Here is a 26,763-nt window from a genome sequence, read left to right as displayed (position 1 = left end):
GGCCACTCTTTTCTGTGCTGGAACCCCGGCCTGTCGTCGCCTGCTTGTGAGCTCGCACCACGGTCGAGCTTAGCATCAGGTACTGAGTGTCTCAATCCTTCGTCAGTTCGTCGATCAGACGCTCCCACACCCGGCCGCCGCCCACCGACTGAAGAGCTTGCCGTATTCCACTTGCCGTACCGCTCGAGCATGCGCCGGCCAGATCGAGCCGGTCGTGGGGCTCTTCCAGTCGACGGCAGGCAAGAGGGGGCTGGCGCGCATGGTGCCCCAGGGTTCAGCCGATCCCACGCTTCGGGGCCTCCCGGCTCCATCCTTTCTCCGTGCCGTGGGCGTTGCGGGGCCTGCTCGCTCGAAGGGGTCGGTCGAGCCCTGGGCTCGGCCGAGGGGGAGCATTGTATGGGGGAATTCCTGGTCAAGGTCCGACACCTGCCGGGCCGATCAGCGATCACAGGATCGGGCACGTCGCCGATCGCCTTCGTTCCGGGGTGTCCTTCTGGGACGCCGACCTCCAGCGCACCCGCGCCTACGACGATGAGGTCTACGAAATGCTGCGGAAGTAGTAGTGCCCCGTAGAGTGGTGTAACGATCCCGGCCAGTAAACGTCAGCGTGGCCACCGGGATCTTCCTTCGAGGAAACTCTCACATCCCACTCGAAAGGCGTCACACCGATGACCACTCCCTCTATTGTCGACCCTGCCACCGTCCTCACCAACGCGCTGGGCGACGCATCACCGGATCTGATGCGCACCCTGCTGCAAACCATGATCAACACCCTCCTCTCAGCCGAAGCAGATGCGATCTGCGGCGCCGAGTACGGGAAGCCCTCTGCTGACCGAGTGAATTCCCGCAACGGATACCGCACCCGTGAACTCGATACGCGTGTCGGAACCATAGACGTCGCGATCCCGAAGCTCCGCTCCGGCACGTACTTCCCCGAGTGGCTCCTCGAACGTCGCAAACGCTCAGAAGCGGCGATGATCACCGTCGTCGCTGACGCCTACCTCGCTGGCGTCTCAACGAGGCGGATGGACAAACTCGTGAAGACCCTTGGCATCCATTCCCTGTCGAAGTCGCAGGTCTCCCGAATGGCCGCCGATATGGACGAGCATGTGCGTGAGTTTCGCACGAGGCCGTTAGGTGAGGCCGGCCCGTTCACGTTCGTCGCGTGCGACGCACTCACGATGAAAGTGCGTGAGGGCGGGCGGGTGATCAACACCATGGTGCTCGTCGCGACCGGGGTGAACGCTGACGGGCATCGGGAAGTCCTGGGCATGCAAGTGGCGACCGCGGAGACCACGATGGCGTGGAACGGGTTCTTCGCAGACCTTGTCGCGCGCGGCCTCACCGGGGTGAAACTCATCACCTCTGACGCGCACGCTGGCCTCGTTGAAGCGATGCGCGCGAACTTCCCTGGGACGTCGTGGCAACGGTGTCGCACGCACTACGCTGCGAACCTGATGTCAGTGACCCCGAAGAGCATGTGGCCGGCGGTGAAAGCGATGCTGCATTCCGTGTACGACCAACCCGACCAGAAAAGTGTTGAGGCCCAATTCGACCGGCTCCTGGACTACGTCGAGGACAAACTCCCCGAAGTGCACGACCACCTCGATGCTGCCCGGGCTGACATTCTCGCGTTCACCACGTTCCCGAAAGATGTGTGGCAGCAGATCTGGTCGAATAACCCGAACGAGCGCCTGAACCGTGAGATCCGCCGCAGGACCGATGTGGTGGGGATCTTCCCGAACCGGGCCGCGATCACCCGCCTCGTCGGGGCCGTTCTTGCGGAGCAGTCTGACGAATGGGCCGAGGGTCGTCGTTACCTCGGTCTTGACGTTCTCGCGAGGTGCCGCCTCACGCTCGTGGGTACCGACACTATCGGCCAGCACCATGAGCTCCCCGAGCTCGGGGCCGCAGCATGAGCGCCCCCACTCCTGGGCTGTACTCCGACACCGTGAGTGAGCTCGTCGCGAGCATCTGCAATCACAACGAAAACTAGCCCCCACATCCTTGAAGGATCACGAAACGGTTACACCACTCCACGGGACTTGACCAGAACGCGAACCTGGCCGCTTCACTTGCGCGTCTGCGTTGCGCGGTGCGGATCTATCGGTACTGAAACTTGCCGCGGATAGTCTGCTCACCGACTGCTCTGCTTCGAGCTTTCCGCCGGGCTTCGACCGCACCTGCGCGACCTCACGAGTGGGCTGGGCTTCGCGCCCCTCAACCAACGATGCTCGGTGCTCCTCGGTACTAGTGTAGTGGCGCTCGTAGCGGATCACTCGTGGACATGACTGCGCGAGCTGGGCTGCCGCGTCCTGTGACTTCGAGCGCCCATGCTCGGTGTCGAACAGCGGCCGAGCGTATGCGCTTGGCACCCATCGTCCGCCGAGTGCGTCTGCTTTGCCTGCCTCGGCTTCCTGCATCGCGTGCTGCCAGCGCTGCACGATTCGATCCTGCGATACCTCGAACGGCACCTCGACGTCGACGACCGTTACCTGGTAGCCAGCGTCCGCAAGATACGCCCCAAGCTCCACTGCTTTGTCTGGGTCGCTCAGTACCGTGTCGACGATGATGTTCGTTCCCTGGTCGATCATCTCTGTGCGCAGCGCGCGTGCAAGCATCGACGATTCTTCATGCACGAGTGAGGCAAGTTCAAGTGGATAGAACCGCTCCCCCTGCGCCTCTAAGTCGCGCACCTCTGGCGGTTTGATCCATTCCTCATAGCTGCCATCTGCCATCGCTTCGCGCAGCAACAGCTTCTTGAACTCGTCCGCGTCAATATTCACGTAGTGGTCTCGATCCGCGCCGAGCACGGTATCGGCGACTCGCCCTTTCCCGGCTCCTGGCGGGCCGGCCAGCACAAGTGCTCGACCTTCATCTTTCGCGTTCGGCGACTGGCTCACTACCGCGGCCTTAATGCGCTCGTGCGTCGCCCGTCGTACCGCTCTACGTGACCCGTTGGAGCGATACCAAGCAGGGTTTCTGGTAGTCGCGTGTGGGCCGTCTTTGTCGAGTGGGCCGCCGGCAGTAGAGAGCGCTTGGACAACCTCGATATGCCGCTGCTCCTCTGGGGTCACGCCGCCGTCATCCGTGCATCGATGCGATCGCCAATCTCGTCGTACAGCTCATCGTCGATCAGCCCACGGCTCAGCGCGCGGTCCAGGTCATCGACCGAGCCCGCAACGTCCATCAGCAGATCGTCGAACGCATCATTGGTCTGAGCCCGCGGCACATACTCCCAGCGCGTCAGCTCATCGACAAGCTGCGCGCGGTCGATCAGGCCGGCTGCGTATCGCTCGCAAATCTCGTAGGGATCTGCGCCAGAGAAACCTTCACGAGGCATCGGGATTGTGGCGGCCCTCTGCAATACCTTCTGCACGTTCGGCTGCGAGACCTTCACCAGATCGGCGATCGCCTTCTGACGCAATCCACGCTGTTTCAGCCGCAGCAGACTGCGCCGGTAGTCCAGCTCTCCGATGTTTCGCAAGTGCTGCGCCTTCCGTGCAGCGACCGCCTCGACGGGGATCTCGGTAATCGTCATAGTCTCCACCTCCGCTTCAAGTCTATCGCAAATATAACCATAGTTATACTGCTACTTTGTGAGCGCGCGCATGACGCTCGATGCGCCGACTCCGAGCACACGCCCGATGTGGGCGTAGCTCTGGTTCTCTGCGCGCATCTTCTCGGCCGCGGCGATCCGCTCGGCCGTCATCACGGTTGGGCGGCCGCCGACCCTTCCCTGGCTCCTGGCGTGCTCCAATCGGCTCTGTTGCAAAAATCGTGAAGCTTGAGCATGCTTGGCGGAGATTGGACGGACGGAACGATGACGGATTTCAAGTGGCGCCATTTCCAGGGTGATGTGATCCTGTGGGCGGTGCGCTGGTATTGTCGCTATCCGATCAGCTATCGCGACCTTGAGGAAATGCTGGCGGAACGCGGCATTTCGGTCGACCATACGACGATCTATCGCTGGGTCCAGTGCTACGCCCCGGAGATGGAGAAGCGGCTGCGCTGGTTCTGGCGGCGTGGCTTTGATCCGAGCTGGCGCCTGGATGAAACCTACGTCAAGGTGCGGGGCAAGTGGACCTACCTGTACCGGGCAGTCGACAAGCGGGGCGACACGATCGATTTCTACCTGTCGCCGACCCGCAGCGCCAAGGCAGCGAAGCGGTTCCTGGGCAAGGCCCTGCGAGGCCTGAAGCACTGGGAAAAGCCTGCCACGCTCAATACCGACAAAGCGCCGAGCTATGGTGCAGCGATCACCGAATTGAAGCGCGAAGGAAAGCTGGACCGGGAGACGGCCCACCGGCAGGTGAAGTATCTCAATAACGTGATCGAGGCCGATCACGGAAAGCTCAAGATACTGATCAAGCCGGTGCGCGGTTTCAAATCGATCCCCACGGCCTATGCCACGATCAAGGGATTCGAAGTCATGCGAGCCCTGCGCAAAGGACAGGCTCGCCCCTGGTGCCTGCAGCCCGGCATCAGGGGCGAGGTGCGCCTTGTGGAGAGAGCTTTTGGCATTGGGCCCTCGGCGCTGACGGAGGCCATGGGCATGCTCAACCACCATTTCGCAGCAGCCGCCTGATCGGCGCAGAGCGACAGCCTACCTCTGACTGCCGCCAATCTTTGCAACAGAGCCCCGACGACTCCGACATCGACGATGACGACACGGTGCGCTCCGGCGGGCCGCAGGCGCGCCGGATCCCGAGCTTCCTCGATCCGGATCGCCCGATGGATCCCGTGCGCATGTCCGAGACCGGCAGCCTGGCGGAGCACCTCGGGTTGCGCCGGAAGAACGACGACCAGACGGATGTGGGGCCGGTGCGATGAGGGCGGGACTGGTGCTCGGCGAGGTCTGGAACGGCCTGCGCCGCAATATGTCGGTGGTCATCTCCGTGGTGCTGGTGACCTTCGTGTCGCTCACCTTCGTGGGGGCGGCGATCCTGATGCAGCTGCAGATCCAGCAGATGAAGACGTTCTGGTACGACCGCGCGCAGGTGGCCGTCTACCTCTGCACGGACTACGACCAGAGTTCGACCTGCGCCGGCGAGGACGCGGGCGAGGACGAGATCGCGGCCGTCGAGGAGGCGCTGCAGTCGGACACGCTGCGCCCCTACGTCGACGACTTCTTCTTCGTGACGCACGAGCAGGCCTACAAGGAGTTCGTGCAGCAGTTCGAGGGCAACCCGATCGTCGACATCACGAAGCCGGAGCAGCTCAACCAGACCTTCTGGATCAAGCTCAAGGATCCCTCGCGCTCCGACATCATCACGGAGACGTTCTCGGGCATCCCCGGCGTGCAGAGCGTCTCGGACCAGCGCAGCCTGCTCGATCGGATCTTCCTGTTCCTGGGGGTGGCGAGCTACACGGCGATCGTCATCGCGGGGCTCATGCTGGTGGCGGCCATGCTGCTGATCTCGACCACGATCAGGCTCTCGGCGTTCTCGCGCCGGCGGGAGATCGGGATCATGCGCCTCGTGGGCGCGTCGAACCGGTTCATCCAGACCCCCTTCATATTGGAGGGCATCATCGCCGCGCTCTTCGGCGCCGTGCTCGCGAGCGCCGCGTCGGTGGCGATCGTGCGCTTCTTCGTGCAGGGATTCCTCGCCCGGGAGGTGCCGTTCACGAGTTACATCACGGTGGAGCAGGCGCTCGTGGTGCCGCCGATCCTCGTGCTGGTGGGAGTGGTGCTCTCGGCGATCGCGGCGAAGATCGCGATCACCAGATACCTGCGGGTGTAGCGCAGAGCGTCCCCGGGGCGGGCCGCGGATCCGGATCTCGGGGCCGGGGCTCGTCGAAACCGAGCCCATCGTGCGAGCCCGAGCCCTCCCGCGCCGATAATCCGTGCGGGTTGGAGCAATCGGCTCGGTTCGGGCGCCTCGAGGCCGGGCGGCTCGGCGTGGCGGGCGGAACGGCGGCGGTGTGCGATAAGCTGGTTCTTCGCGCGTGAGCGCGGACCCCGAACCACCCCGGCCGCAGGAAGGATGTGACATGAGCCCGAAGGAGACCGGCGAGAAGCTGATCGCCTCCAACAAGAAGGCCCGGCACGAGTACCACATCCTCGACACCTACGAGGCGGGCCTGGTGCTCACGGGCAGCGAGGTGAAGTCGCTGCGCATGGGACGCGCGTCGCTCGTCGACGGATACGTGTTCATCGAGCGCGGCGAGGCCTGGCTCGACGCCGCCTACATCCCCGAGTACCTCAACGGCTCGTGGACGAACCACGCGCCGCGCCGCAAGCGCAAGCTGCTGCTGCACCGCCAGCAGATCGACAAGCTCTACCAGAAGACCCGCGAGGGCGGCATGACGATCGTGCCGCTGCGCCTGTACTTCCTCGACGGCCGCGCGAAGGTCGAGATCGCCCTCGCGAAGGGCAAGAAGGAGTACGACAAGCGCCAGACCATGCGCGAGCGGCAGGACAAGCGCGAGGCCGAACGGGCGATGCGCACCCGCAACCGGATGGGGGAGTAGGCGCTCCCTCGGGTGTCCCCGCGTCGCGGGCGGATCCTGCGACGCGCCTGACGCGGTGGCGCCACCGCGTCAGGCAGTCGCAGGATCCACCGGCGCGGTGCCGACGCCGGTCACGCCGCCTACACCGCGTCGAGGGCACGGCTGACGTCGAGCAGGATCCCGCTCTGCAGCCCGTGCCAGTGCCGGGTGTCGGGATCGGGCCACGACGAGAGCTTGACGATCACGGAGTCGGTGCGCGGATCGAGCCAGAGGTTCTGGCCGTGGATGCCGATGCCGCTCACGTTGCCGCGCTCGTTGCCCGTGCACCACCACTGGCGCGTGTAGCTGCCCTCGGGGAATGCGGAGGTGAAACCCTCGTCGGGCATGGCTTCGCGGGAGCCGCCGGCCAGCACGCTTTCCACCCAGCCCTGCGATACGACCCGTCCGCCGGGAGCGACGCCGCCGTCGAGCATCATGCGGCCCACGCGTGCGAGATCCCGCGCGGTGCAGGAGACGCCCCCGTTCGCGAAGCCGAAGCCGGTCTGGTCGACCGTGATGGTCGCATCCCGATCGGCGTCGAGCTTCGCCCACAGGTACGTGGAGAGCGCTTCGACGTAGCGCAGACCGGTGACCCGCTCGACGATCCAGGCGAGCACGTCGGTGTTCGCCGAGCAGTACTGGAACTCGCCGGTGCCGCCGTCGCCGCGGAGGGTGGTGAGGAACTCGTAGGTGTCGGCGGGGTCCCCGTCTCGCCGCGTGCGCCAGCCGGCGGAGCGATCGTGGGTCTGCACCTCCGAGGCCGGATCGACGTAGTCCTCGTTGTAGTCGATCGAGATCTGCATGTCGAGCACCTGCAGCACGGAGGGCCCGTCGTAGACGGAGCCCGCGAGCTCGGGTACATACTCGGTGACGGGCTGCGCGGGATCGATGCGCCCCTCGTCGATCAGCGCGCCGACGACCGTGCCGCACAGCGACTTCGAGACGCTCATCAGCAGGTGACGGTCGTCGGGTGCGAAACCCGCCCGGTAGTACTCGGCGAGGACCTCGGAGCCGCGCAGCACGAGGAATGCGTCGGTGCAGGTCTCCTCGAGCCGCTGCTCGAGATCGGGGAGCCGCGTCGCGAGCGCGTCGAGCCGCACGACGGGCTCCGCGGGCGTCGCCGGGTCGCGCCGGGAGACCGCCGCCGTGGGCAGCAGCTCGCCCAGGCGGGCGAAGGCCCAGCGGTTGTGCGGGGCCTCCTGCCAGCTGTCGAGTGTCGGCTCCCCGGCCGCGGCTCCGGGATACCTGGCGGGGTGCTGGCCGGTGGAACGTGCGTTCATCGAGTGTCTCCGAAGGTGTAGCCGCGGCGGGTGAAGAGATAGTAGAGGCCACCGCTGACGATCATCGCGACGGGGGCGGAGAGATCGATGTAGCCCATGGCCTCGGCGACCGCGCCGCTCCAGAAATCGGTGGTGAGGAAGAAGGAGGCGGCAGCGCCGCCGATGATCCCCGCGGCGAGGCCGGGAATGCTGAAGCCGCCGGTGTACCAGTACTTCGCCCCCCGGCGCTCGTCGAAGAGATCGAGGCCATCGTATCGGTTGCGGCGCAGCCAGATGTCCATGCAGTAGACGGTGATGCCCGGAGCCGAGATGAGGATCAGCACCTGCAGCATGATGTTCACCGCGTCGAGCAGGCTGGTCGACATGACCAGGTAGATGGTGAAGAAGGTGCCGAGCACGCCGATGATGATGGCCGAGGGGATGCGCCGGATCGGGATGCCGATCGACTGGAACGCCATGCTGGCGGTGTAGGTGGTCATGCCGTCGACCGCGTCGCGGATCCCCTCCCCGAAGCGGCTCCCGATCTCGGCGCCCCGGCTTCCCGGATCCGTGCCCGTCACCGTCGCGGTGATGATGTCCAATGTCTTCCTCTCCTGTTGCGGGGCCGATGCCCCTATTTCGCGGCCTCGAGGACGGCGTCCCACATCACCTCGGAGGCGATCGCGCCGAGCGCGGTCGCGTTCACCGACAGCCGCCCGCGCGACGACCCCGGGGTCGTCGGCAGATCGATCTCGTCGGTGGTGACGGCGAAGAGCGTGTCGCCGTCCATGTCGGTGTGGAACGGCTGGATGCCGCGGTGCATCGAACTGTGCACCTGCTTGGCGAACTGGTTCAGCTCGACGGGGCTCATCCGCACGTTCGTGACGATCGCGCTGATCGTGGTGTTGCCCGCCTGGGTGACGGGCGGCAGCTGCTCGGCGAACGCCTCCTGGTAGTCGAACACCGGGTGGCGCCGGACCCCGGTCTGCGCGTCGTAGTTGCCGCGCACGATCCCGCCCGCGCGGTCCATGATCACGCCGACCGGGTTCGGCACGACGACGGCGAGGATGCGCACGTCGCCGAGACGACGGAACGCCGCGCCCTGCCCGGTGATCTCGGTGCGGTCCCAGTCCACCTTGCCCGCGGACGCGCTCATGCCCGCGCCCGCCCGCCCCTGCGGGAACTCACCGGGAACGGCGAATTCGAGCGCCGCGCGGCCGAGCGCCTTGTCGGGGTAGACCGCGGTGGAGCGCGCCGAGAAGTCGTAGATGACCGCCGACGACACCAGCTGGGCCTCGGCGAAGCCGGTGCGATACTCGAGGCGTTCCAGGAGCGCGCCGCTCACCCCGGCGCCCGCCTCGAGCCCGTAGCTGGCTCCGCCGGCCAGGCAGATGGCGTGGTTGAAGTCGTACCCGCCGGACAGACCCACGGCTCCGCCGCGCGCGTCGACCGCGGTGCGGGCGCCGGCGGGGATGTGGATCACGGTCGCACCGGTGGGCCCCTCCTCGTAGTGCGCCGAACCGACGCTGACGCCCGGGAAGTCGAACCGCAGCGTCTCCCGCCCGGTGCTCCTGACCGGCACGAGGTCGAAGGCGGCGTTGCCCGGGCCGCCGAAGACGGGCGGGCCCGCCAGGCGGGGCGCGGGATCCACGACGATCCCGCCGTCGATATCCGTGAGTGCGTGGACCGGTGTCGTATTCATAGGGCCTCCAAGAGTGTCTGCGAGTAGGGGTGCTGGGGGTTGCGGAAGAACTCCTCCGTCGAAGCGGTCTCGACGAGGTCGCCGCGGAAGAGCACGGCGACACGGTCCGCGACGCGCTCCACGGCGCCGAGATCGTGCGAGATGAAGAGGGCGCCGAAGCGGTGCTCCGCCTGCAGTTCGCGGATGAGCGCGAGGATCTGCATCTGCACGGCGACGTCGAGCGCGCTCACGGCCTCGTCGAAGACGATGAAGCGCGGCTCGGTCACGAGCGCCCGGGCCACCGAGACGCGCTGGCGCTGTCCTCCGGAGAGCTCGTGGGGGTAGCGCTCGGCGAAGGCGGGGTTCAGCCCCACCTGCTCGAGCATCTCCGTCACGCGCTGCCGCTGCTCGGACCGGCTGAGGTCGCGCCGCGCGACCGTCAGCGGTTCGCGCACCGACTCCCCGACCTTGCGCCGGGGGTTGAGCGACCAGTGCGGATGCTGCAGCACCGCCTGCAGCTTGCCGGCGTTGGCCCTGCGCGATCGCGTGAAGGGTTCGCCGAGCAGCAGCACCTCGCCGGAGTCGGGCCGCTTGAGGCCCAGGGCGACCGAGGCGGTCGTGGTCTTGCCCGATCCGGACTCGCCCACCAGCCCGAGCGTCTCGCCCGGGGCGACCTCGAGCGTCACCGCGTTCATGGCGCGGACGGTCCGCCGCTTCGCTCCCGCCCCGCTCGTGAACGCGACGCTGACCTCGCGCAGCTCCAGCACCGGGGCCGTATCCGTGTCCGGATGGGACGCAGACATCATTCCGCCTCCTTCGTCGTGGGATCCTGGCGGCCCGGTATCGCGGCGACCAGCGTTCTCGTGTAGTCCGCCCGCGGCTCGTCGAGCACCTGCGCGGCCGGCCCCTCTTCGACGATACGCCCCTGGTGCATCACGACGATCCGGTCGCACCAGCGACGTACGGCGCCGAGGTCGTGGCTGATCCAGATGAGGCTCGCGCCGGAGCGCTGCACCAGGTCGACGATGAGGGTCAGGATCTCGTCGCGCACCTGTGCGTCGAGCGATGCCGTGGGCTCGTCGGCGATCAGGATCTCGGGCTCGCGCGCCATGGTCAGCGCGATCGCGATGCGCTGCGCCATTCCGCCGGACACCTCGTGCGGATAGAGTCGGAGCACCCGATCCGGCTCGAGGATCTTGACGCTCGCGAGCAGCTCGGTGAGCGACTCCAGGTCGGTCGGTCGTCCGAGCGGCCTGAGCGCGAGCTCGAGCTGGCGACGGATCCGCATCGTCGGGTTGAGCGAGGCGATGGGATCCTGCGGGATGAAACCCAGTGATTCCCGTCGCAGCGCCCGTATCGCATCGGGCGCGAGACTCGCGATGTCCCTGCCGAGCACGTGCACCGACCCGGAGGTCACGTGGCAGACGCGCGGCAGCATGCGGCCGATGGCCTGCGACACGGTGGACTTGCCCGATCCCGACTCGCCGACGATCGCGAGCAGTTCGCCGCGGGCGACATCGAGATCGATCCCGTCGAGCGCTCGGGTCACGCCGAGACGGGTGCGGTACTCGGCGCTGAATCCCGTGAGCGAGACCACCGGGGCAGCGGGGGCGTTCGCGGTCATACGAGGCTCCTTGTCTCGCGCGGATCGAGCCGATCGCGCATCGTGTCGCCGATGAGGTTGATGGAGAGGATCGCGACGACGAGCACCGCGGCCGGGGCGAACAGCAGCCAGGGCGCCTGCAGCATGTAGCTGCCGCCCTCCTGGATCAGCAGGCCGAGCGATGACCGCGGCGGCTGCACGCCGTAGCCGAGGAAGCTCAGTCCTCCCTCGACGAGGATGCCGACCGACAGCGCGTACGTGCCCTGCACCGCGATGGTGCCGCTGACGTTCGGCAGCAGGTGGCGGAAGAGGATCACCGGGGCCGACACGCCGCTGATCTTCGCGGTGGTCACGAAGTCGCGCTTGGCGACCGACATCGCCGCCGCGCTCACCATGCGGGTCATGAGCGGCACCGTGACGAGCACGATGCTGGAGAGCACCGCGGCCTGGCCGGGTCCCACCACCGCCGCGATGAGGATCGCGAGCACGATCGACGGGAAGGAGTAGAGCACGTCGCTCAGGCGCATGATGACCTCCCGCGCCCAGCCGCCCGCGTAGCCGGCGACGAGGCCGAGGATCACGCTGATGACCGCGGTGCACACGACGGCGAGGGTGGAGAGGACGAGCGTGGTGCGCGTGCCCTCCAGCAGGCGCGCCAGCACCGAGCGGCCGAGGGCGTCGGTGCCGAAGGGGTACGCCGCAGAGGGCGGGCTGAGCCTCGGGCCGACGATCCTCGCGGGATCGCCCGCGAAGGGGATGACGGCGGCCGCCACAGCGACGAGCACGATGAGGCCGAGCGCGCAGGCGGCGGCGATGAAGAGGGCGTCGCGGGGCGGGCGGGTCTTGACCGCGCGCTTCCGCTTCGAGAGCGGGAGGGAGTAGGTGGTCATGATCCTGCCTTCCCGGTGACGGCGACGCGCGGGTCGAGCGCGCTCGTGATGAGGTCGAGCACGAGGCTCAGCACGACGAAGACGGCGGCGGCGAAGAGCACGGTGGCCTGCACGACCGCGAAGTCCCGACGGCCGAGGCCGGTGACCATGAACGAGCCGAGCCCCGGCAGGTTGAACAGCGTCTCGATGATGACGGCGCCGCCGAGGAGATAGGCGGTGATGGTGCCGAGCAGCGTGAGGATCGGGATCCCGGCGTTGCGCAGGACGTGATGGCGCACGATGTGCCCGGCCGTCTCCCCGCGCGCGACGGCGGCCGTGATGTGCGGTTCGACGAGCACTCCCATGACGGCGTCGCGCGTCGTGCGCGCGGTCGCCGCGACGCAGAAGACGGAGAGCACGAGCGCTGGAAGCAGGAGCGCCTGGAACGTCGGCCAGAAGCCCGTGCCGATGCTCGCGAACCCGCCGACCTTCAGGCCGAGCGAGAACTGCGAGAACACGAAGATGACGATGCTGCCGAGCACGAACTCGGGCACGCTGATGCCGATGCTCGACACGACGCGGCCGACGGCGCCGCCCTGCTTCGCACCGGATCGCACTCCCGTCCAGATCCCGAGCGGCACGCCCGCGAGCAGCGTCACCGCCATCGCCATGATCGTGAGCGTCGCGGTCACCGGGATGCGCTCGAGCATCTCGCCGGAGACGGAGCTCTGCGTGACGTAGGAGGTGCCGAGCTCGCCCGTGAGCACCTGCCCGATCCAGGCGAAGTACTGCACGAAGATCGGCTGGTTGAGCCCGTACGCCTCGGCGAGCAGCTGCCGTTCCTCGGCGGAGGCGAGCGGGCCGAGGATGATGTCCTCGTAGCTGCCGGGCATGAGACGGATCGCGACGAAGATGAGCACCGAGACGCCGAGCAGGGTGATGAGCGCGCTCATCACCCGCCCGGCGGACCAGCGAAGGATCTGCATCATTCGGGACTACTCACCGGCGATCCGGTAGTCGGCGATGTTGCGGAGGATGTTGCCGTACCCCTCGTTGCTCTGGATCGTCGGGCTCACCGCCGCGGTGTCGAACCCGATGATGGACGGCCGGTGCACGAGCGGCACCATCTCGGCGTACTCGTCGGCGGAGGCGCACAGCTCGGTCAGCACCTCGGCGCGCGCGTCGGGATCGGTCTCGCTCGCGCCCTCGGCGATGAGCGCGTTGAGATCCTCGTGCACGCCCGTGAAGCCGACGTTGAAGAAGGCCTGCTCGGGGTTCCACCACTTGGTCACCATCGACGGGTCGGAGTAGCCCGCGAACCAGCTGATCGACAGGTCGAAGTCGCCCGGCTGGGCCGAGAAGACCCGCTCGATGTAGATCGCGGTGTCGACCTGCTCGATCCGGACGGTGACGCCGATCTCCGCGAGCTGCTGCTGCACGAGCTGGGCGATCTGCGCCATGACGGGGTTCGAGGTGTCCACGATGAGGTCGAGCTCGACGTCTCCGGCGCCCGTCTCCTCGATGGTCGCCCTCGCGTCCTCGATCGCGGCCTGCTCCGAGGGCAGCTCGTCGACCCGGCAGGCGCCGGGCAGGTTCGAGGGGGTGATGCCGGTGGGGGTCGTTTCGCCGGCGAAGACGATGTCGGCGATCGCCTGGCGGTCGATCGCGGTGTTGATCGCGAAGCGGACGTCCTGGTCGTTCAGCGGACTGTCGGGCTTCTGCGAGTTGACGAGGACGTAGTAGAGGTCGCTCTGCGTCTGCTTGACGATCTGGAGGCCCTCGTTGCCGCCGAGCTGCGACAGCGAGTCGATGTTGACGAACTTCGCCATGCCGGTGCTGCCCTCGCGGAGCGCGGCCTGCCTGGTCGACTCCTGATCCACGATCTGCAGTTCGAGGGTCTGCACGGCGAGGTTGTCGCCGCCGTGCCAGTCGGGGTTCGCGGTGAAGGTCCACGATTCGTCCTGCCGGTGGTCGGCGACGAGGTACGGGCCGGTGCCGAGCATGGTGGTGGTGAGGTCGACGCTGCCGTCGTTCACCTCCTCCATGGGGAGGATCGCCGCCGGCGTGTTCGCGAGCGCGGCGAGGAACGGCGCGTACGGGCTGCCGAGCTTCACGGTGACCTGATCGTCGCCGGTGGCCTCGATGGACTCGACGGGGCCCATCTGGCCGGACCACACGCTCATGCTCGCGACCTGGCGCTCGAGGCTGCCGACGACGTCGTCGACGGTGAGCGCGCGGCCGTTCGAGAAGGTCGCGGTGGTGTCGATCGTGAAGACGTAGGTCGTGTCGTCCGGCTGCTCCCAGGAGGTGGCGAGCTTCGGCTGGATCTCGAAGTTCTCGTCCGTGGTCACGAGCGTCTCGTAGACGAGCCCCATGATCATCCACGAGGTGTCGGTCTGCGCGGTCTGGGGGTCGAGCCCGTCGGCCTCGCTCGTGTCGTAGTCCAGCTGCACGGTGAGGGCGCCCGTGCCCGTGAGCGCCTCGTCGGCGACCGCGAGGAAGCCCGGCGCGGCCTCCGTCTGCTCGGTGCCGCCCGGCGCCGAGCCGGGCGCGGCGCAGGAGGTGAGGACGCACGCGAGGCTCAGCGCGATCGCGGCGCCGGCGGCCGCCCGGGAGCGGGTTCGTTGGTTGATCAACACCGTGGTGACTCCTTCGACAGTGGTGGTGGCCCGGACCGCGGCGATGCGCTCCGGCCGGCGGCGCCCGCCGATGGGCGCGCCTTGGATGATCACGGTACATACATAAATCGTTATATGCAAGTTTCCGACGTGCCTCACGTATTTTGCCCGCGAAACGATTCCGGTGCCTCACATAAGAATGCCCGCGAAACGGAATCATCAGTTTCATGGGAAGTGGGCTATCGATGCGCGCCAGACACGAGATCACAAAAAAGTTCGCGAAGCAGTACCAGGCTGCGACCAAGAAGGACAAGGGCAAACTCCTCGATGAGGTGTGCTCGATCACGGGGTGGTCCAGAGACAACGCCCGGAGACAGTTGAAAGGGGCCCTGAAACCACGCCGGGTCGGCGCACGTAAACGCAAGCCCCGCCCGCTGAAGTACTCCCACGATGCGCTCAAAGTCTTGCAACGGGTATGGGCGTACGCGGGAGGGATCAGCGGGAAATACCTCGCAGCGACGATGGAGCTGCAGCTCATGCTGCTCGAAACACACGGTGAACTCGTGCCCGGCAAGGGCCGCTACAGTCATCAGGTCGCTGACGAACTCCTCGCGATGTCCCCAGCAACCATCGACCGTTACCTCGCCCCAGTACGACAGAAAGACCCGTTGCGTGGGATCACGACGACCACGCCGGGGCCGCTCTTGCGTAACTCGATCACGATCAGGAAAGCCGGCGACGAGATCGAGCAGGTGCCGGGCTTCTTCGAGGGCGACACCGTGGCACACTGCGGGCCCGTGTTGAAGGGCGAGTTCTGTCGAACGGTTGATCTCACCGATATGCACACTGGCTGGACGTACACCCGCTCGATCCGGAATAACGCTCACCTGCACATTCGCGACGCCCTCGACCGGTTCATCACCGAGGTGCCGTTCGAAGTGACCGGGGTCGATTTCGACAACGGCTCCGAGTTCATCAACTACGACGTCATCGGCTGGGCGGCCGAGCTCGATATCTACTTCACGAGGTCCCGGCCGTACAAGAAGAATGATCAGGCCACGATCGAGTCGAAGAACAACCAGATCGTGCGCAGGTACGGGTTCTACTGGAGATACGACACCCTCCCACAGTTGAAGCTCTTGAACGACCTCTGGCAGGTCGTGAACGACCGCCATAACTACCTCACCCCGACGAAGAAACCCATCGGCTGGGCCACCGATTCCAAGGGCCGCCGCAAACGCGTCTACGACGATCTCGCGACACCATTCGACCGGCTCCTGAAATCCGGTGCCCTCACACCCGAGAAAACAGCGGAGTTGACCGCATACCGGGACAGCTTGAACCCCGCGCATATCGCCCGTGAGATCGACCGGATCCAGCAGCGCCTCACCTACCTCGCCGCCAAGAAGACCCGGGCGCTCGAGGCTGCAGAACTCGCCAAAACTCCCGACGCGAAAGCGGGGGTAAAACCCGCACAGCAGGCCGGACGCAAGCGCGCGGTCTAGGCTGAACCTACGCGGGCATTTCCTGGTGAGTCACCGGAAGAGTTTCGCGGGCATATTTAAATGAGGCACCTCGGTTTCGCCCGGTATCCATAAATCCATTTATCCCGCACCGTCCCGGTATCCTCGTACCGAGAGCCCGAGGAGGCGCAATGGCCCGGTACCCCAACGTCACGATCAAGGACGTCGCAGCTCGCGCCGGCGTGTCGATCACCGCGGTGTCCCACGCCCTCAACGGCAAGGGCACCCTCTCCGAGGAGACCCGCGAGCGCATCCGCGACGTCGCCCAGGCCATGGGCTACCAGGCCGACGCACTGGCCCGCGGGCTGCGCCGCTCGCAGATCGGGGTGATCGGGATCGTGCTGCGCCCGCTCGACGCGCTCGAGAACTACAGCCCCCCGGGCGTGGACTACTTCCTCCGCTTCGCCGGCGCCGCCGCGGTCAGCGCCCTCGACCACGGCCTCAGCCTGATGCAGGTGGCCGATCTCGTGAAGGGCCCCGTGACTCCGCTGGCGTTCTCCCTCGACGGCTACATCGTCACCGATCCGGTGCGCGACGACCCCGTGGTCGATCTCCTCGAGAAGCGGGGGATCCCCTACGTCACCCTGGGTCGGGATCTCGGCCGGCCCGAGGCCTCGAACTGGGTGGCGTCAGCCGACGCCGACGCCTCCCTGACGGTACTCGAGCACCTGCACGAGCAGGGTGCGCGCACCATCGTCTGCGTCGGCGGGACCGACGACAACTCCTGGAACGCCGACGCTGAGCGGGTCTACCGGGACTGGTGCGGGCGCACCGGCCGGTCTCCGCGCTTCCTGCGCAGCCCCGAGGGGCTCGGTGAGGCGGGCGGCCGGGATCTGGTGCCCGCGATCCTGGAGGGCGGCATGCCCGACGCCGTCTACTCCCTGACCGGGCGGCACGCGGCGGGAATCCAGGACGCGATGCGGGAGCGGGGCCTCGTGGCACCGCGGGACTATCTGCTCGCCTGCGGCACCGACGCGGATCAGACGAGGACGGCGGACCCGCCGATCACCGCGATCGATCTGCACCCCGAGATCCTCGCCCGCGAGACCGTCGCGCTCCTCGTCGCCATCACGCGAGGCGAGGCGCCCCCGGGGCGCCGCCTCGTGCCGTCCGAACTGCTCGTGCGGCGCCATCGCTGCGCGACGCCTGAGCCGCGGCCCCGGGCCGCGATCCCGGAGCCGCGGCCTCCGCGCCCGGAAGGGGCGGCGCAGAGCGGGGCGGGAGGGCGCGGAGCGGGTCGCGGGAGCGCACGCGATCGGACGCGCTCGTGCCGCGCGGCACGAGCGCCCGGTCCGCCTCAGGGCGCGGGATCCGCGGCATCCGCGGGATCCGCGGCGTCCGCGACGCCGACCTCGCGCATCAGCTCGGCGACATCCGGGTGGCGATGATCGCCGCGGAGGAGGTCCCCCCGGACCCGGGCGTGCACGTCGGCCGGCATGTCCTGGCTCAGCTTGAACATCGCCGACTCGGAGTCGATGTCGATCGTGAACGACACCACACCCGAGAGGATCCGCTCGAAGACGTGCTTCGACTCCGCGGGATCCCACGGCTCGGCACGGCACCCACCGCCCCACGAGATCCTCGTCTCGACCGACTCGTCATCCGGCGCATCGGCGGATGCTCCGGGCCTCCCGGCTCCCGGTCCTCCGCCGCTGAGGCGAGTCCGCCCCATGCGCGCTGGTCAGGAGGCGTCGAGATCCCGCGAGAATCGTGCATCTCCCGACGGCGCGGAGTCGTCGGGGACGGGGCGACGCAGCCGGCAGGCGATCGGGAGAGGGCGCTCGGTGCCCCCGGCGGCGACAGCCCGCCGGGTGCCCGGGAGGCGCCCGGCCGGCCGGTCCCCCGGCGCCGGGGGGAGCCCTGCGGCCCGTGCCCGATGGGCGGGCGCACGCCGGCCGGTGCCCGCGCCTCACACCGTCAGCGTGCGCCACTCCCCCGTCTCGGCCTCGGTGGGCATGCCGTCGAGGATCCGGATCGTGCGGGCCTCCGGGTCGGTGATGAGCGTCGCGAGGGTGGCCCACCGGTCCCCGTAGCCCTTGGACATGTCGGCGCGGCAGGTGAGCGGCGGCTCGCCCTCCTCGGTCAGCAGCACCCGCACCAGGTCCCCCGGAGCGACCGGCAGGCCCTCGGCGAGGCGCGCGCGCACGAGCGCGAGGCGCTCCGAGGAGTCGGGCTCGTAGATCTCGGACTTCTGCGCCGCGAGCGGCGTCTCGTGCTGGAAGTGATTGGTGCGCTGCACCGAGCCCGCGACCGCCTCGATCACGAACACCCCCGCGGGGCTCATCTCGACCGACACTGCGCGCTGCGCGTCGAGCATCGTGAACGCCGAGGACGACGCGATCGGCGCCTCGCGGATCAGCTCGATGGCCTCGTCGACGGAACGGCACTCCGAGAGCACCACGCTCGAGAGCACGTGCATGGGCACACCGTCGGGGCGATCCTCGCGGTGCCCGAGGATGTTGAAGTGCAGGGCCAGGCCGGCCTCGTTCACGCCGATCTTCGAGAGGATGCCCTGCTCGGTCAGGCCGGCGTAGCGCAGCCCGGGGCCGGAGACCGTGTGCGTGTGCCAGAACGGATCGAGCTCGACGTGCCAGTCCCAGGTCTGCACGCCGTAGCGGTGGTCGCCGATCTCGGCCGTGAGCGTCGAGCACTCGCTCGACGGCTTCTCGCCGAGGGCGATGATCTCGGTGCGGGCGTTGAGCGCGACGACCTGCGAGAGCTCGACGCCGGCCCCCTCGGCGATCCCCTCGAACTGCTCGAGCAGCCCCGGCCGCCAGCCGCGCAGCGCGGAGACGACCCGCGCGACGCCGTCGCGCTCGCGCTCCTCGTCCACGCCCAGCACGCGGAACAGCTCCGCGTACTTCGTGTAGGCGCCCCCGAGGCTTCCGCGCAGCGCGGCGCCCCGGCTGAGGCCCAGTTCGCGGGGCGTGGCGCCCGCGACCTCGAGGTGCCGGAGTCGGTGGCCGGGTCGCCGACGATCTGCAGCAGGGCCGGCACCTGGTCGGTGATCCGCACCTCCTGGTACTCGCTGACGTCCTGCGGGATGTTCATCGAGATCCGGTACGTCGCGGTCTCGTCGAGGGAGCCCAGGACGCCGTCGCCCTCGGAGACGATCTTCGTGAACGCCCCCGGCGGGTCGGGCAGGCCCAGTTCCACCTCGGTGTTCGGCTTCGGCTCCGGGTCCTCCGGCTGCTGGTCGCCCGGCAGGTTCGGATCCCACTGCACCGAGACGGTCGCCGTGTTCGTGAGGGCGCCGTTGTCGGCCGAGATCGCGCCCGACGCGACCTTCACCACAACGTCCACGGTCAGCGCCTGCCCGGCGTTCGCCTGCACGGTCGCCTGATCCAGCGCCCAGGTCAGCGTCTGGCCGGCGACCGTGGCGTTCACCCCGGCGAGCCCCGTGTCGGACACGTACTCCAGCTCGGCCGGCAGTGCGTCCGTCAGGGTGACGCCCGCGTAGTCGGACACGTCCTGCGGGAGGGTGAAGCCGAGGCGGTAGGTCGCGGTGTCCGGCGAGGTCGGCGACTTGTTGATGAGCTTCAGGTCGGCGCCCGAGCCCTGCGCGTCCTTGAACACGCTGTCCGGGTCGATGGGCTCGGGGTAGGAGACCACCACGTTCTCGGGGTCGGGGTCGGGGTCGGCCGGATCCTGCGCATCCTGGATGGGCGTCACCGCCCACGAGCCGGTGTTCGTCAGCGTCCCGTTGTCCGTGTCATCGATCCCGTCGCCCGCGACCGCGAGGGTCATGGTGAGGGTCTTGCCGGCGAGGGCCGCCGCGTTCGACGCGTCGGTGAGGTCGACGGTCCACCGGGTGGAGGCCGCGGTGAAGGTGCCGAGGCCGGTGACGTCGGCGCCGTCCGCGTCCACGCTCGGCGTCCCCTCGACCGCGAGGCCGGCCGGCAGCGTATCGATCAGCGTGAACGACGCGTAGTTGCGCACGTCCGCCGGAAGCTTCGCCGACACCTGGAACTGCACCGCGTCATCCGCGTGATTCAGCACGCCCGCGTCCCATGCGGGCTTGCCCGCCTCGCCGCTCGACAGCGCCTTCGTCAGCCCGGTCGGCGCGGGCGTCAGCCGCAGCTCCACCTCCGTGTTCGTGGCCGGCGGGAGGTCCTCGGTCGAGGCGTCCGAGAAGGTGACCGTCGTGTTCGCGGTGTTCGTGATCACCCCGTTGTCGGCGGCCGTCGCGTTCGCTGCCGCCCTGACGGGGATCGTCAGGGTGATCGTCTTCCCCGCCGCGTCCGCCAGTTGCGCCGGCGTGTCCAGCGTCCACGTCACGGTGTTACCGGACGCGGACGCGGTGCCGGACGCCGTCGTCGGGGAACCGACGATCTGCAACGTGCTCGGCACGGCGTCCGTCGCCACGATCGACGCGTACTCCGACACGTCCGCCGGCACGTTCATGGAGATCGTGTACTCGGCCGTCTCCTCCAGGCTGTTGAGGATCCCGTCGCCGTCCGACTTCACCTTCGTGAACCCGGACGGCGCGTCCGGCAGCCCGATCTCGAGTTCGGTGTTCGTGGCGGGATCGGGGTCCGCCGGCGGGTCCGGCATCGACGGGTCGTAGTCGACGTGCAGGGCGGCGGTGTTCGTGACCGCGCCGTTGTCCTGCGACGTCGCGGCCGCCGACAGCTTCACCGTCACGTCCACGGACACGGTGGATCCCGCGGCCGCGGCGATCTGCGCCTGGGTCAGCGTCCAGGACAGGTCCTGCCCGTTCACGGTCGCCGCGGCACCCGCCAGCCCCGAATCGGACTGATACGCCAACTCGTCCGGGAGCGTGTCCGACAGCGTGAGCCCCTGATACCCCGAGACATCCGACGGCAGATCAAACGACAACCGGTACGTGGCCGTGTCGCTCGTCTTGTTGATCAGTTTCAGATCCGCACCCGTGCCCAGGGCGTCCTTGCCGAAGGAGGGCGGGGCTTGCGAGGTGGCCCGCACGGTGATCTTGCGAGGGCTCTGTTGCAAAAATCGTGAAGCTTGAGCATGCTTGGCGGAGATTGGACGGACGGAACGATGACGGATTTCAAGTGGCGCCATTTCCAGGGTGATGTGATCCTGTGGGCGGTGCGCTGGTATTGTCGCTATCCGATCAGCTATCGCGACCTTGAGGAAATGCTGGCGGAACGCGGCATTTCGGTCGACCATACGACGATCTATCGCTGGGTCCAGTGCTACGCCCCGGAGATGGAGAAGCGGCTGCGCTGGTTCTGGCGGCGTGGCTTTGATCCGAGCTGGCGCCTGGATGAAACCTACGTCAAGGTGCGGGGCAAGTGGACCTACCTGTACCGGGCAGTCGACAAGCGGGGCGACACGATCGATTTCTACCTGTCGCCGACCCGCAGCGCCAAGGCAGCGAAGCGGTTCCTGGGCAAGGCCCTGCGAGGCCTGAAGCACTGGGAAAAGCCTGCCACGCTCAATACCGACAAAGCGCCGAGCTATGGTGCAGCGATCACCGAATTGAAGCGCGAAGGAAAGCTGGACCGGGAGACGGCCCACCGGCAGGTGAAGTATCTCAATAACGTGATCGAGGCCGATCACGGAAAGCTCAAGATACTGATCAAGCCGGTGCGCGGTTTCAAATCGATCCCCACGGCCTATGCCACGATCAAGGGATTCGAAGTCATGCGAGCCCTGCGCAAAGGACAGGCTCGCCCCTGGTGCCTGCAGCCCGGCATCAGGGGCGAGGTGCGCCTTGTGGAGAGAGCTTTTGGCATTGGGCCCTCGGCGCTGACGGAGGCCATGGGCATGCTCAACCACCATTTCGCAGCAGCCGCCTGATCGGCGCAGAGCGACAGCCTACCTCTGACTGCCGCCAATCTTTGCAACAGAGCCCTCAATACCGACAAAGCGCCGAGCTATGGTGCAGCGATCACCGAATTGAAGCGCGAAGGAAAGCTGGACCGGGAGACGGCCCACCGGCAGGTGAAGTATCTCAATAACGTGATCGAGGCCGATCACGGAAAGCTCAAGATACTGATCAAGCCGGTGCGCGGTTTCAAATCGATCCCCACGGCCTATGCCACGATCAAGGGATTCGAAGTCATGCGAGCCCTGCGCAAAGGACAGGCTCGCCCCTGGTGCCTGCAGCCCGGCATCAGGGGCGAGGTGCGCCTTGTGGAGAGAGCTTTTGGCATTGGGCCCTCGGCGCTGACGGAGGCCATGGGCATGCTCAACCACCATTTCGCAGCAGCCGCCTGATCGGCGCAGAGCGACAGCCTACCTCTGACTGCCGCCAATCTTTGCAACAGAGCCCCGCAACCGATACGATGGCCTCGATCTCTTCGATGAGCGCCCGGGGGCCAAGTACTGGTACACCGGTGGCTTCAGCATTCCCGGCCTCGCCGCGGGGATCATCGGCGGCGCAGCCGCCTCCTTCTTCCTCACCACCGACTTCTGGAGCGGCGCGATCGCCGAGGCCATGGGCTACATCGATCTCTCCGCTCCCGTTGCGATGATCGTCAGCGGCGGACTGTACTACCTCTTCACCCGCCGCGGCCACACCTTCGGAGACGCTCGATGAACACGCCCACCACCGGCTCGCACCCCGCCCGATACCCCGACGCCGCCGCGGGTGAACCGACGCTCGACAGCTGGCAGGAGCCCCCGCACAACCGCTGGGCCTTCGCTCACCTCGGCGAGATGGTGCCCTCGGCAGCGGTCTCGCGGCGCCCGGTGAACGCGCCCGGTCATGCCCTCGCGCGGCTCGGCGCGATCGCGGCGCAGCTTCCCGACCTCGAACAGCGCCTCGAACAGACCTACACCGACGCCTTCCTCGTGCTGCGCGGAACGGAGGTCGTGGCCGAGTACTACCGCGCCGGCTTCGCGCCCGACGACCGTCACCTGCTGATGAGCGTCTCGAAGTCGCTGTGCGGCACGGTCGTCGGAGCACTGGTCGACGAGGGGCGCATCGATCCCGCGCAGCCCGTCACCGAGTATGTACCCGAGCTCGCCGGCTCCGTCTACGACGGGCCCTCCGTGCTGCAGGTGCTCGACATGCAGATCTCGATCGACTACAACGAGGACTACGTCGATCCCGCATCCGAGGTGCAGACCCACGGTCGCTCGGCCGGCTGGCGCACGCGCCGCCACGGCGACCCGGCCGACACCTACGAGTTCCTCACCACCCTCCGCGGCGACGGCAGCACCGGCGAGTTCCAGTACTGCTCGGCGAACACCGACGTACTCGCCTGGATCGTCGAACGGGTCACCGGTCTGCGCTACGTCGAAGCGCTCTCCACGTACCTGTGGGCGAAGCTCGACGCCGACCGCGACGCTACCATCACCGTCGACACGACGGGTTTCGGCTTCGCGCACGGCGGCGTCTCCTGCACGGCGCGGGATCTCGCGCGCGTGGGGCGCATGATGCTCGACGGCGGCGTCGCCCCCGGTGGCCGCGTGGTCTCCGAGGACTGGGTGCGTCGCGTACTCGCCGGCGGATCGCACGAGGCGATGACCGACAAGGGCTTCACGAACACCTTCCCCGACGGCAGCTACACCCGCCAGTGGTGGTGCACGGGCAACGAGCGCGGCAACGTGAGCGGCATCGGCATCCACGGGCAGAATCTGTGGCTCGACCCGCTCACCGACTCCGTGATCGTCAAGCTGTCGTCGTGGCCCGATCCCGACACCGAGCACTGGCACCGGCTGCAGAACGGGATCCTGCTCGACGTCAGCCGCGCGCTCGACGCAGTGTAGCCACGGTCGCTCCGCTCGCGGCGGGCCTCCCCCGCCGGTTGAGCGAGGAGCGCAGCGACGAGTCGAAACCCGACCGCCCCGGGTTTCGACTCGCTCCGCTCGCTCAACCAGCGGGGGCCCGCTCAACCGGCGGGGCCGCCCGGCTCGCCCGGGCCGACTGAATCGCACCGGGTCGCGGGCGCTACTCCCCCAGCCGGTTCTTGCTGCGCATGGCCCGCTCGGCCTCGCGCTTGTCCTGCCGTTCGCGCAGCGTCTGCCGCTTGTCGTATTCCTTCTTGCCCTTCGCGAGGGCGATCTCGACCTTCGCGCGGCCGTCCAGGAAGTACAGGCGCAGCGGCACGATCGTCATGCCGCCCTCGCGGGTCTTCTGGTAGAGCTTGTCGATCTGCTGGCGATGCAGCAGCAGCTTGCGCTTGCGGCGCGGCGCGTGGTTGGTCCACGACCCGTTGAGGTACTCGGGGATGTACGCCGCGTCGAGCCAGGCCTCGCCGCGCTCGATGAAGACGTAGCCGTCGACGAGCGACGCGCGCCCCATGCGCAGCGATTTCACCTCGCTGCCGGTGAGCACCAGGCCCGCCTCGTAGGTGTCGAGGATGTTGTACTCGTGCCGGGCCTTCTTGTTGGAGGCGATCAGCTTCTCGCCGGTCTCCTTGGGCATGTCACATCCTTTCTGCCGTCGGGCTGGTGCGGGATCCGCGCTCACGCGCGAGGATCCAGCCTACCGCACCCTCGCCGCTAGACCCGCAGATACCGCGTGATCGCGATCTTCGCCGCGATCGCCGAGAGGATCACGCCCACGAGGGCTCTGTTGCAAAAATCGTGAAGCTTGAGCATGCTTGGCGGAGATTGGACGGACGGAACGATGACGGATTTCAAGTGGCGCCATTTCCAGGGTGATGTGATCCTGTGGGCGGTGCGCTGGTATTGTCGCTATCCGATCAGCTATCGCGACCTTGAGGAAATGCTGGCGGAACGCGGCATTTCGGTCGACCATACGACGATCTATCGCTGGGTCCAGTGCTACGCCCCGGAGATGGAGAAGCGGCTGCGCTGGTTCTGGCGGCGTGGCTTTGATCCGAGCTGGCGCCTGGATGAAACCTACGTCAAGGTGCGGGGCAAGTGGACCTACCTGTACCGGGCAGTCGACAAGCGGGGCGACACGATCGATTTCTACCTGTCGCCGACCCGCAGCGCCAAGGCAGCGAAGCGGTTCCTGGGCAAGGCCCTGCGAGGCCTGAAGCACTGGGAAAAGCCTGCCACGCTCAATACCGACAAAGCGCCGAGCTATGGTGCAGCGATCACCGAATTGAAGCGCGAAGGAAAGCTGGACCGGGAGACGGCCCACCGGCAGGTGAAGTATCTCAATAACGTGATCGAGGCCGATCACGGAAAGCTCAAGATACTGATCAAGCCGGTGCGCGGTTTCAAATCGATCCCCACGGCCTATGCCACGATCAAGGGATTCGAAGTCATGCGAGCCCTGCGCAAAGGACAGGCTCGCCCCTGGTGCCTGCAGCCCGGCATCAGGGGCGAGGTGCGCCTTGTGGAGAGAGCTTTTGGCATTGGGGCTCTTCGCATTTGGGAGTGTAGAAGTGGTGCCCGGAGTGGCTGCCGCTAGATAGATCGAGGCCTCTCGATGATGGAAGTTCCTACACTGTCCATCCGAGAGACCTCGACATGCACCACGCTACCTTCCAGCCCGCTGATCTGACGACGTTCTGCCGCCTCGATGAACTCGGCCTGACCGCGACCCGGCAGTACCTCGAGCCCGACCATGCGGTCATCGAGTGCCGAGTGAAAGAGCCCGACCCGTGGTGTAGGCGTTGCGGAGCCGAGGGGGTCGCCCGCGATACGGTGACTCGCCGGCTCGCGCATGAGCCTTTCGGGCATCGCGTCACGACGCTGCTGATCCGAGTGCGCCGATACCGATGTTCCTGGTGCCGTGCTGTGTGGCGCGAGGACACCACGCTCGCTGCCCCGGACCGGGCGAAGATCTCTCGTGGTGGGCTCCGCTGGGCGTTGGAAGCGCTCGTCCTGGACCATCTCACCGTGTCACGCGCGGCAGCGGGCCTCGGGGTGTCGTGGCATACCGCGAACACCGCGATCTTGGCCGAGGGGAAACGGAGGCTCATCGAGGATCCTGGCCGGTTCGCCGGAGTTTCCACGATCGGGGTCGACGAGCACGTCTGGCGGCATACTCGCCGCGGAGACAGGTATGTGACGGTGATCATCGATCTGACCCCGGTGCGCGAGAAACGCGGCCCGGCCCGGCTGCTGGACATGGTCGAGGGCCGCTCGAAACAGGTATTCAAGACGTGGCTTGAGGAACGATCGCGGGCATGGCGTGAACGGATCGAGGTCGTTGCGATGGACGGGTTCACCGGGTTCAAGACGGCCGCGCAAGAGGTGCTGCCCGACGCGGTCCCGGTGATGGATCCCTTCCATGTCGTCCAACTCGCCGGCGATGCTCTCGACCGGACGAGGCAGCGGGTGCAGCAGGAAACCCTCGGGCATCGCGGACGCCGGGGCGACCCGCTCTATGGAGTTCGCCGGTCGTTGAGAACGGGTGAAGCGTTCCTCACCCAGAAGCAGCACGAACGGTTGGACGCGGTGTTCGCTGACCCTGCGCATGCGGACGTGTGGCGGGCCTGGCGGGTCTATCAACAAGTCGTCGCAGCCTATCGGGAGCGATTCTCGGGCAATGGTCGGCGCAGGCTCCGCGAGTTGATCGATGTGGTGAGGGCGACGACCCCCGCCTGGTTCGTGGAGCTCCGCAAGCTCGGCTACACCTTGGAACGCCGCCGTCAGGACATCCTCGCGTACTTCGATCATCCGAGGACGTCGAACGGGCCAACCGAAGCAATCAACGGCAGACTCGAGCACCTGCGTGGCTCTGCGCTGGGCTTCCGGAACCTCACGAACTACATCGCGAGATCGCTCCTCGAAGCGGGTGGGTTCAGGCCGCTTCTACACCCTCAATTCCGATGAGCCGGCATTGGGCCCTCGGCGCTGACGGA

At 67.3% G+C, this 26,763-nt stretch carries 24 protein-coding genes and 2 pseudogenes; 12 read left to right on the top strand and 14 right to left on the bottom strand.

What is annotated here, in order from left to right; all coding sequences use genetic code 11:
* Window positions 1–668 precede the first annotated feature (668 nt).
* Window positions 669–1,919, top strand: coding sequence for an IS256 family transposase (locus tag ACTNFJ_RS04375; RefSeq protein ID WP_193591830.1), 1,251 nt, complete (start codon window positions 669–671; stop codon window positions 1,917–1,919).
* A 96-nt stretch (window positions 1,920–2,015) separates the two neighbouring features.
* On the opposite strand, the gene ACTNFJ_RS04370 is transcribed toward ACTNFJ_RS04375, so the two are convergent.
* Window positions 2,016–3,077 (bottom strand): zeta toxin family protein, encoded by a 1,062-nt coding sequence (locus ACTNFJ_RS04370; protein WP_433647798.1) that lies wholly within the window; start codon window positions 3,075–3,077, stop codon window positions 2,016–2,018.
* Window positions 3,074–3,541 (bottom strand): hypothetical protein, encoded by a 468-nt coding sequence (locus tag ACTNFJ_RS04365; RefSeq protein ID WP_234001862.1) that lies wholly within the window; start codon window positions 3,539–3,541, stop codon window positions 3,074–3,076. The genes ACTNFJ_RS04370 and ACTNFJ_RS04365 overlap by 4 nt, the downstream gene beginning before the upstream one ends.
* A 282-nt stretch (window positions 3,542–3,823) precedes the next feature.
* Here ACTNFJ_RS04365 and ACTNFJ_RS04360 point away from each other — a divergent pair, with 282 nt between their 5' ends.
* From ACTNFJ_RS04360 to smpB (ACTNFJ_RS04345), 4 genes are all read left to right on the top strand, one after another.
* Window positions 3,824–4,588, top strand: coding sequence for an IS6-like element IS6100 family transposase (locus ACTNFJ_RS04360; protein WP_001389365.1), 765 nt, complete (start codon window positions 3,824–3,826; stop codon window positions 4,586–4,588).
* Window positions 4,589–4,629: 41 nt separating this feature from the next.
* Complete coding sequence (locus ACTNFJ_RS04355; protein WP_253035905.1) at window positions 4,630–4,833, top strand: hypothetical protein; 204 nt, start codon at window positions 4,630–4,632, stop codon at window positions 4,831–4,833.
* Window positions 4,830–5,744: a permease-like cell division protein FtsX gene (gene ftsX, locus ACTNFJ_RS04350; protein WP_079941836.1), complete on the top strand. Its 915-nt coding sequence runs from the start codon at window positions 4,830–4,832 to the stop codon at window positions 5,742–5,744. The genes ACTNFJ_RS04355 and ftsX overlap by 4 nt, the downstream gene beginning before the upstream one ends.
* A gap of 250 nt (window positions 5,745–5,994) precedes the next feature.
* Window positions 5,995–6,474: an SsrA-binding protein SmpB gene (gene smpB / locus ACTNFJ_RS04345; protein WP_079941835.1), complete on the top strand. Its 480-nt coding sequence runs from the start codon at window positions 5,995–5,997 to the stop codon at window positions 6,472–6,474.
* A 119-nt stretch (window positions 6,475–6,593) separates the two neighbouring features.
* Here smpB (ACTNFJ_RS04345) and nylB (ACTNFJ_RS04340) read toward each other — a convergent pair whose 3' ends face one another.
* Genes nylB (ACTNFJ_RS04340) through ACTNFJ_RS04305 form a run of 8 tightly spaced genes read right to left on the bottom strand, consistent with a single transcriptional unit; the run spans window position 6,594 to window position 14,636 of the window.
* The gene (nylB, locus tag ACTNFJ_RS04340; RefSeq protein ID WP_363746599.1) at window positions 6,594–7,772 is read right to left on the bottom strand and encodes a 6-aminohexanoate-dimer hydrolase; all 1,179 of its coding nucleotides are present in this window, start codon (window positions 7,770–7,772) and stop codon (window positions 6,594–6,596) included.
* Entirely contained in the window at window positions 7,769–8,353 is a 585-nt protein-coding gene (locus tag ACTNFJ_RS04335; protein WP_424457359.1) for a cytosine permease, read from the bottom strand. The genes nylB (ACTNFJ_RS04340) and ACTNFJ_RS04335 overlap by 4 nt, the downstream gene beginning before the upstream one ends.
* Before the next feature lie 32 nt (window positions 8,354–8,385).
* The gene (locus ACTNFJ_RS04330; RefSeq protein ID WP_424457360.1) at window positions 8,386–9,453 is read right to left on the bottom strand and encodes an endo-type 6-aminohexanoate oligomer hydrolase; all 1,068 of its coding nucleotides are present in this window, start codon (window positions 9,451–9,453) and stop codon (window positions 8,386–8,388) included.
* Window positions 9,450–10,238, bottom strand: a complete 789-nt coding sequence (locus ACTNFJ_RS04325) for an ABC transporter ATP-binding protein (protein ID WP_424457362.1) — start codon at window positions 10,236–10,238, stop codon at window positions 9,450–9,452. The genes ACTNFJ_RS04330 and ACTNFJ_RS04325 overlap by 4 nt, the downstream gene beginning before the upstream one ends.
* Window positions 10,235–11,056, bottom strand: a complete 822-nt coding sequence (locus ACTNFJ_RS04320; RefSeq protein WP_363746606.1) for an ABC transporter ATP-binding protein — start codon at window positions 11,054–11,056, stop codon at window positions 10,235–10,237. The genes ACTNFJ_RS04325 and ACTNFJ_RS04320 overlap by 4 nt, the downstream gene beginning before the upstream one ends.
* Window positions 11,053–11,925 (bottom strand): ABC transporter permease, encoded by an 873-nt coding sequence (locus ACTNFJ_RS04315; protein WP_363746609.1) that lies wholly within the window; start codon window positions 11,923–11,925, stop codon window positions 11,053–11,055. The genes ACTNFJ_RS04320 and ACTNFJ_RS04315 overlap by 4 nt, the downstream gene beginning before the upstream one ends.
* A complete protein-coding gene (locus tag ACTNFJ_RS04310) occupies window positions 11,922–12,893 on the bottom strand; it encodes an ABC transporter permease (RefSeq protein WP_435907714.1) in 972 nt (323 codons plus the stop codon). Before ACTNFJ_RS04310 ends, ACTNFJ_RS04315 begins: the two co-directional genes overlap by 4 nt.
* A gap of 6 nt (window positions 12,894–12,899) precedes the next feature.
* A complete protein-coding gene (locus tag ACTNFJ_RS04305) occupies window positions 12,900–14,636 on the bottom strand; it encodes an ABC transporter substrate-binding protein (protein ID WP_444711792.1) in 1,737 nt (578 codons plus the stop codon).
* A gap of 131 nt (window positions 14,637–14,767) precedes the next feature.
* Here ACTNFJ_RS04305 and ACTNFJ_RS04300 point away from each other — a divergent pair, with 131 nt between their 5' ends.
* Both ACTNFJ_RS04300 and ACTNFJ_RS04295 read left to right on the top strand, forming a co-directional pair.
* Window positions 14,768–16,027, top strand: coding sequence for an integrase catalytic domain-containing protein (locus ACTNFJ_RS04300; protein WP_260060509.1), 1,260 nt, complete (start codon window positions 14,768–14,770; stop codon window positions 16,025–16,027).
* Between the two features lie 149 nt (window positions 16,028–16,176).
* The gene (locus ACTNFJ_RS04295) at window positions 16,177–17,433 is read left to right on the top strand and encodes a LacI family DNA-binding transcriptional regulator (protein ID WP_435907718.1); all 1,257 of its coding nucleotides are present in this window, start codon (window positions 16,177–16,179) and stop codon (window positions 17,431–17,433) included.
* On the opposite strand, the gene ACTNFJ_RS04290 is transcribed toward ACTNFJ_RS04295, so the two are convergent.
* The 3 genes and pseudogenes from ACTNFJ_RS04290 to ACTNFJ_RS04280 all read right to left on the bottom strand — a co-directional run.
* Window positions 17,343–17,717 (bottom strand): hypothetical protein, encoded by a 375-nt coding sequence (locus tag ACTNFJ_RS04290; RefSeq protein WP_435907717.1) that lies wholly within the window; start codon window positions 17,715–17,717, stop codon window positions 17,343–17,345. The genes ACTNFJ_RS04295 and ACTNFJ_RS04290 overlap by 91 nt on opposite strands.
* A 237-nt stretch (window positions 17,718–17,954) precedes the next feature.
* Entirely contained in the window at window positions 17,955–19,265 is a 1,311-nt protein-coding gene (locus ACTNFJ_RS04285; RefSeq protein WP_228145654.1) for a C45 family autoproteolytic acyltransferase/hydrolase, read from the bottom strand.
* 41 nt (window positions 19,266–19,306) lie between these two features.
* Window positions 19,307–21,088: pseudogene (locus tag ACTNFJ_RS04280) on the bottom strand (isopeptide-forming domain-containing fimbrial protein); the annotation flags it as partial.
* On the opposite strand from ACTNFJ_RS04280, the gene ACTNFJ_RS04275 reads away from it, so the two are divergent.
* From ACTNFJ_RS04275 to nylB (ACTNFJ_RS04265), 3 genes and pseudogenes are all read left to right on the top strand, one after another.
* Window positions 21,065–21,829, top strand: coding sequence for an IS6-like element IS6100 family transposase (locus ACTNFJ_RS04275; protein ID WP_001389365.1), 765 nt, complete (start codon window positions 21,065–21,067; stop codon window positions 21,827–21,829). The pseudogene ACTNFJ_RS04280 and the gene ACTNFJ_RS04275 overlap by 24 nt on opposite strands.
* Before the next feature lie 54 nt (window positions 21,830–21,883).
* A pseudogene (locus ACTNFJ_RS04270) lies at window positions 21,884–22,249 on the top strand (IS6-like element IS6100 family transposase); the annotation flags it as partial.
* A 318-nt stretch (window positions 22,250–22,567) separates the two neighbouring features.
* The gene (gene nylB / locus ACTNFJ_RS04265) at window positions 22,568–23,746 is read left to right on the top strand and encodes a 6-aminohexanoate-dimer hydrolase (protein ID WP_012476896.1); all 1,179 of its coding nucleotides are present in this window, start codon (window positions 22,568–22,570) and stop codon (window positions 23,744–23,746) included.
* Between the two features lie 181 nt (window positions 23,747–23,927).
* Here nylB (ACTNFJ_RS04265) and smpB (ACTNFJ_RS04260) read toward each other — a convergent pair whose 3' ends face one another.
* On the bottom strand, window positions 23,928–24,404 hold the full coding sequence (gene smpB, locus ACTNFJ_RS04260) for an SsrA-binding protein SmpB (protein ID WP_079941838.1): 477 nt from the start codon (window positions 24,402–24,404) through the stop codon (window positions 23,928–23,930).
* A gap of 204 nt (window positions 24,405–24,608) precedes the next feature.
* On the opposite strand from smpB (ACTNFJ_RS04260), the gene ACTNFJ_RS04255 reads away from it, so the two are divergent.
* Both ACTNFJ_RS04255 and ACTNFJ_RS04250 read left to right on the top strand, forming a co-directional pair.
* Window positions 24,609–25,364, top strand: a complete 756-nt coding sequence (locus ACTNFJ_RS04255) for an IS6 family transposase (RefSeq protein ID WP_444711791.1) — start codon at window positions 24,609–24,611, stop codon at window positions 25,362–25,364.
* A 59-nt stretch (window positions 25,365–25,423) separates the two neighbouring features.
* Entirely contained in the window at window positions 25,424–26,734 is a 1,311-nt protein-coding gene (locus ACTNFJ_RS04250) for an ISL3 family transposase (RefSeq protein ID WP_435907348.1), read from the top strand.
* The last annotated feature ends 29 nt before the right edge of the window (window positions 26,735–26,763 follow it).

The sequence above is a fragment of the Leucobacter shiyiweii genome (genome assembly GCF_052446065.1).
GTDB lineage: Bacteria > Actinomycetota > Actinomycetes > Actinomycetales > Microbacteriaceae > Leucobacter.
This window is presented reverse-complemented; position numbering and strand designations above follow the sequence as displayed.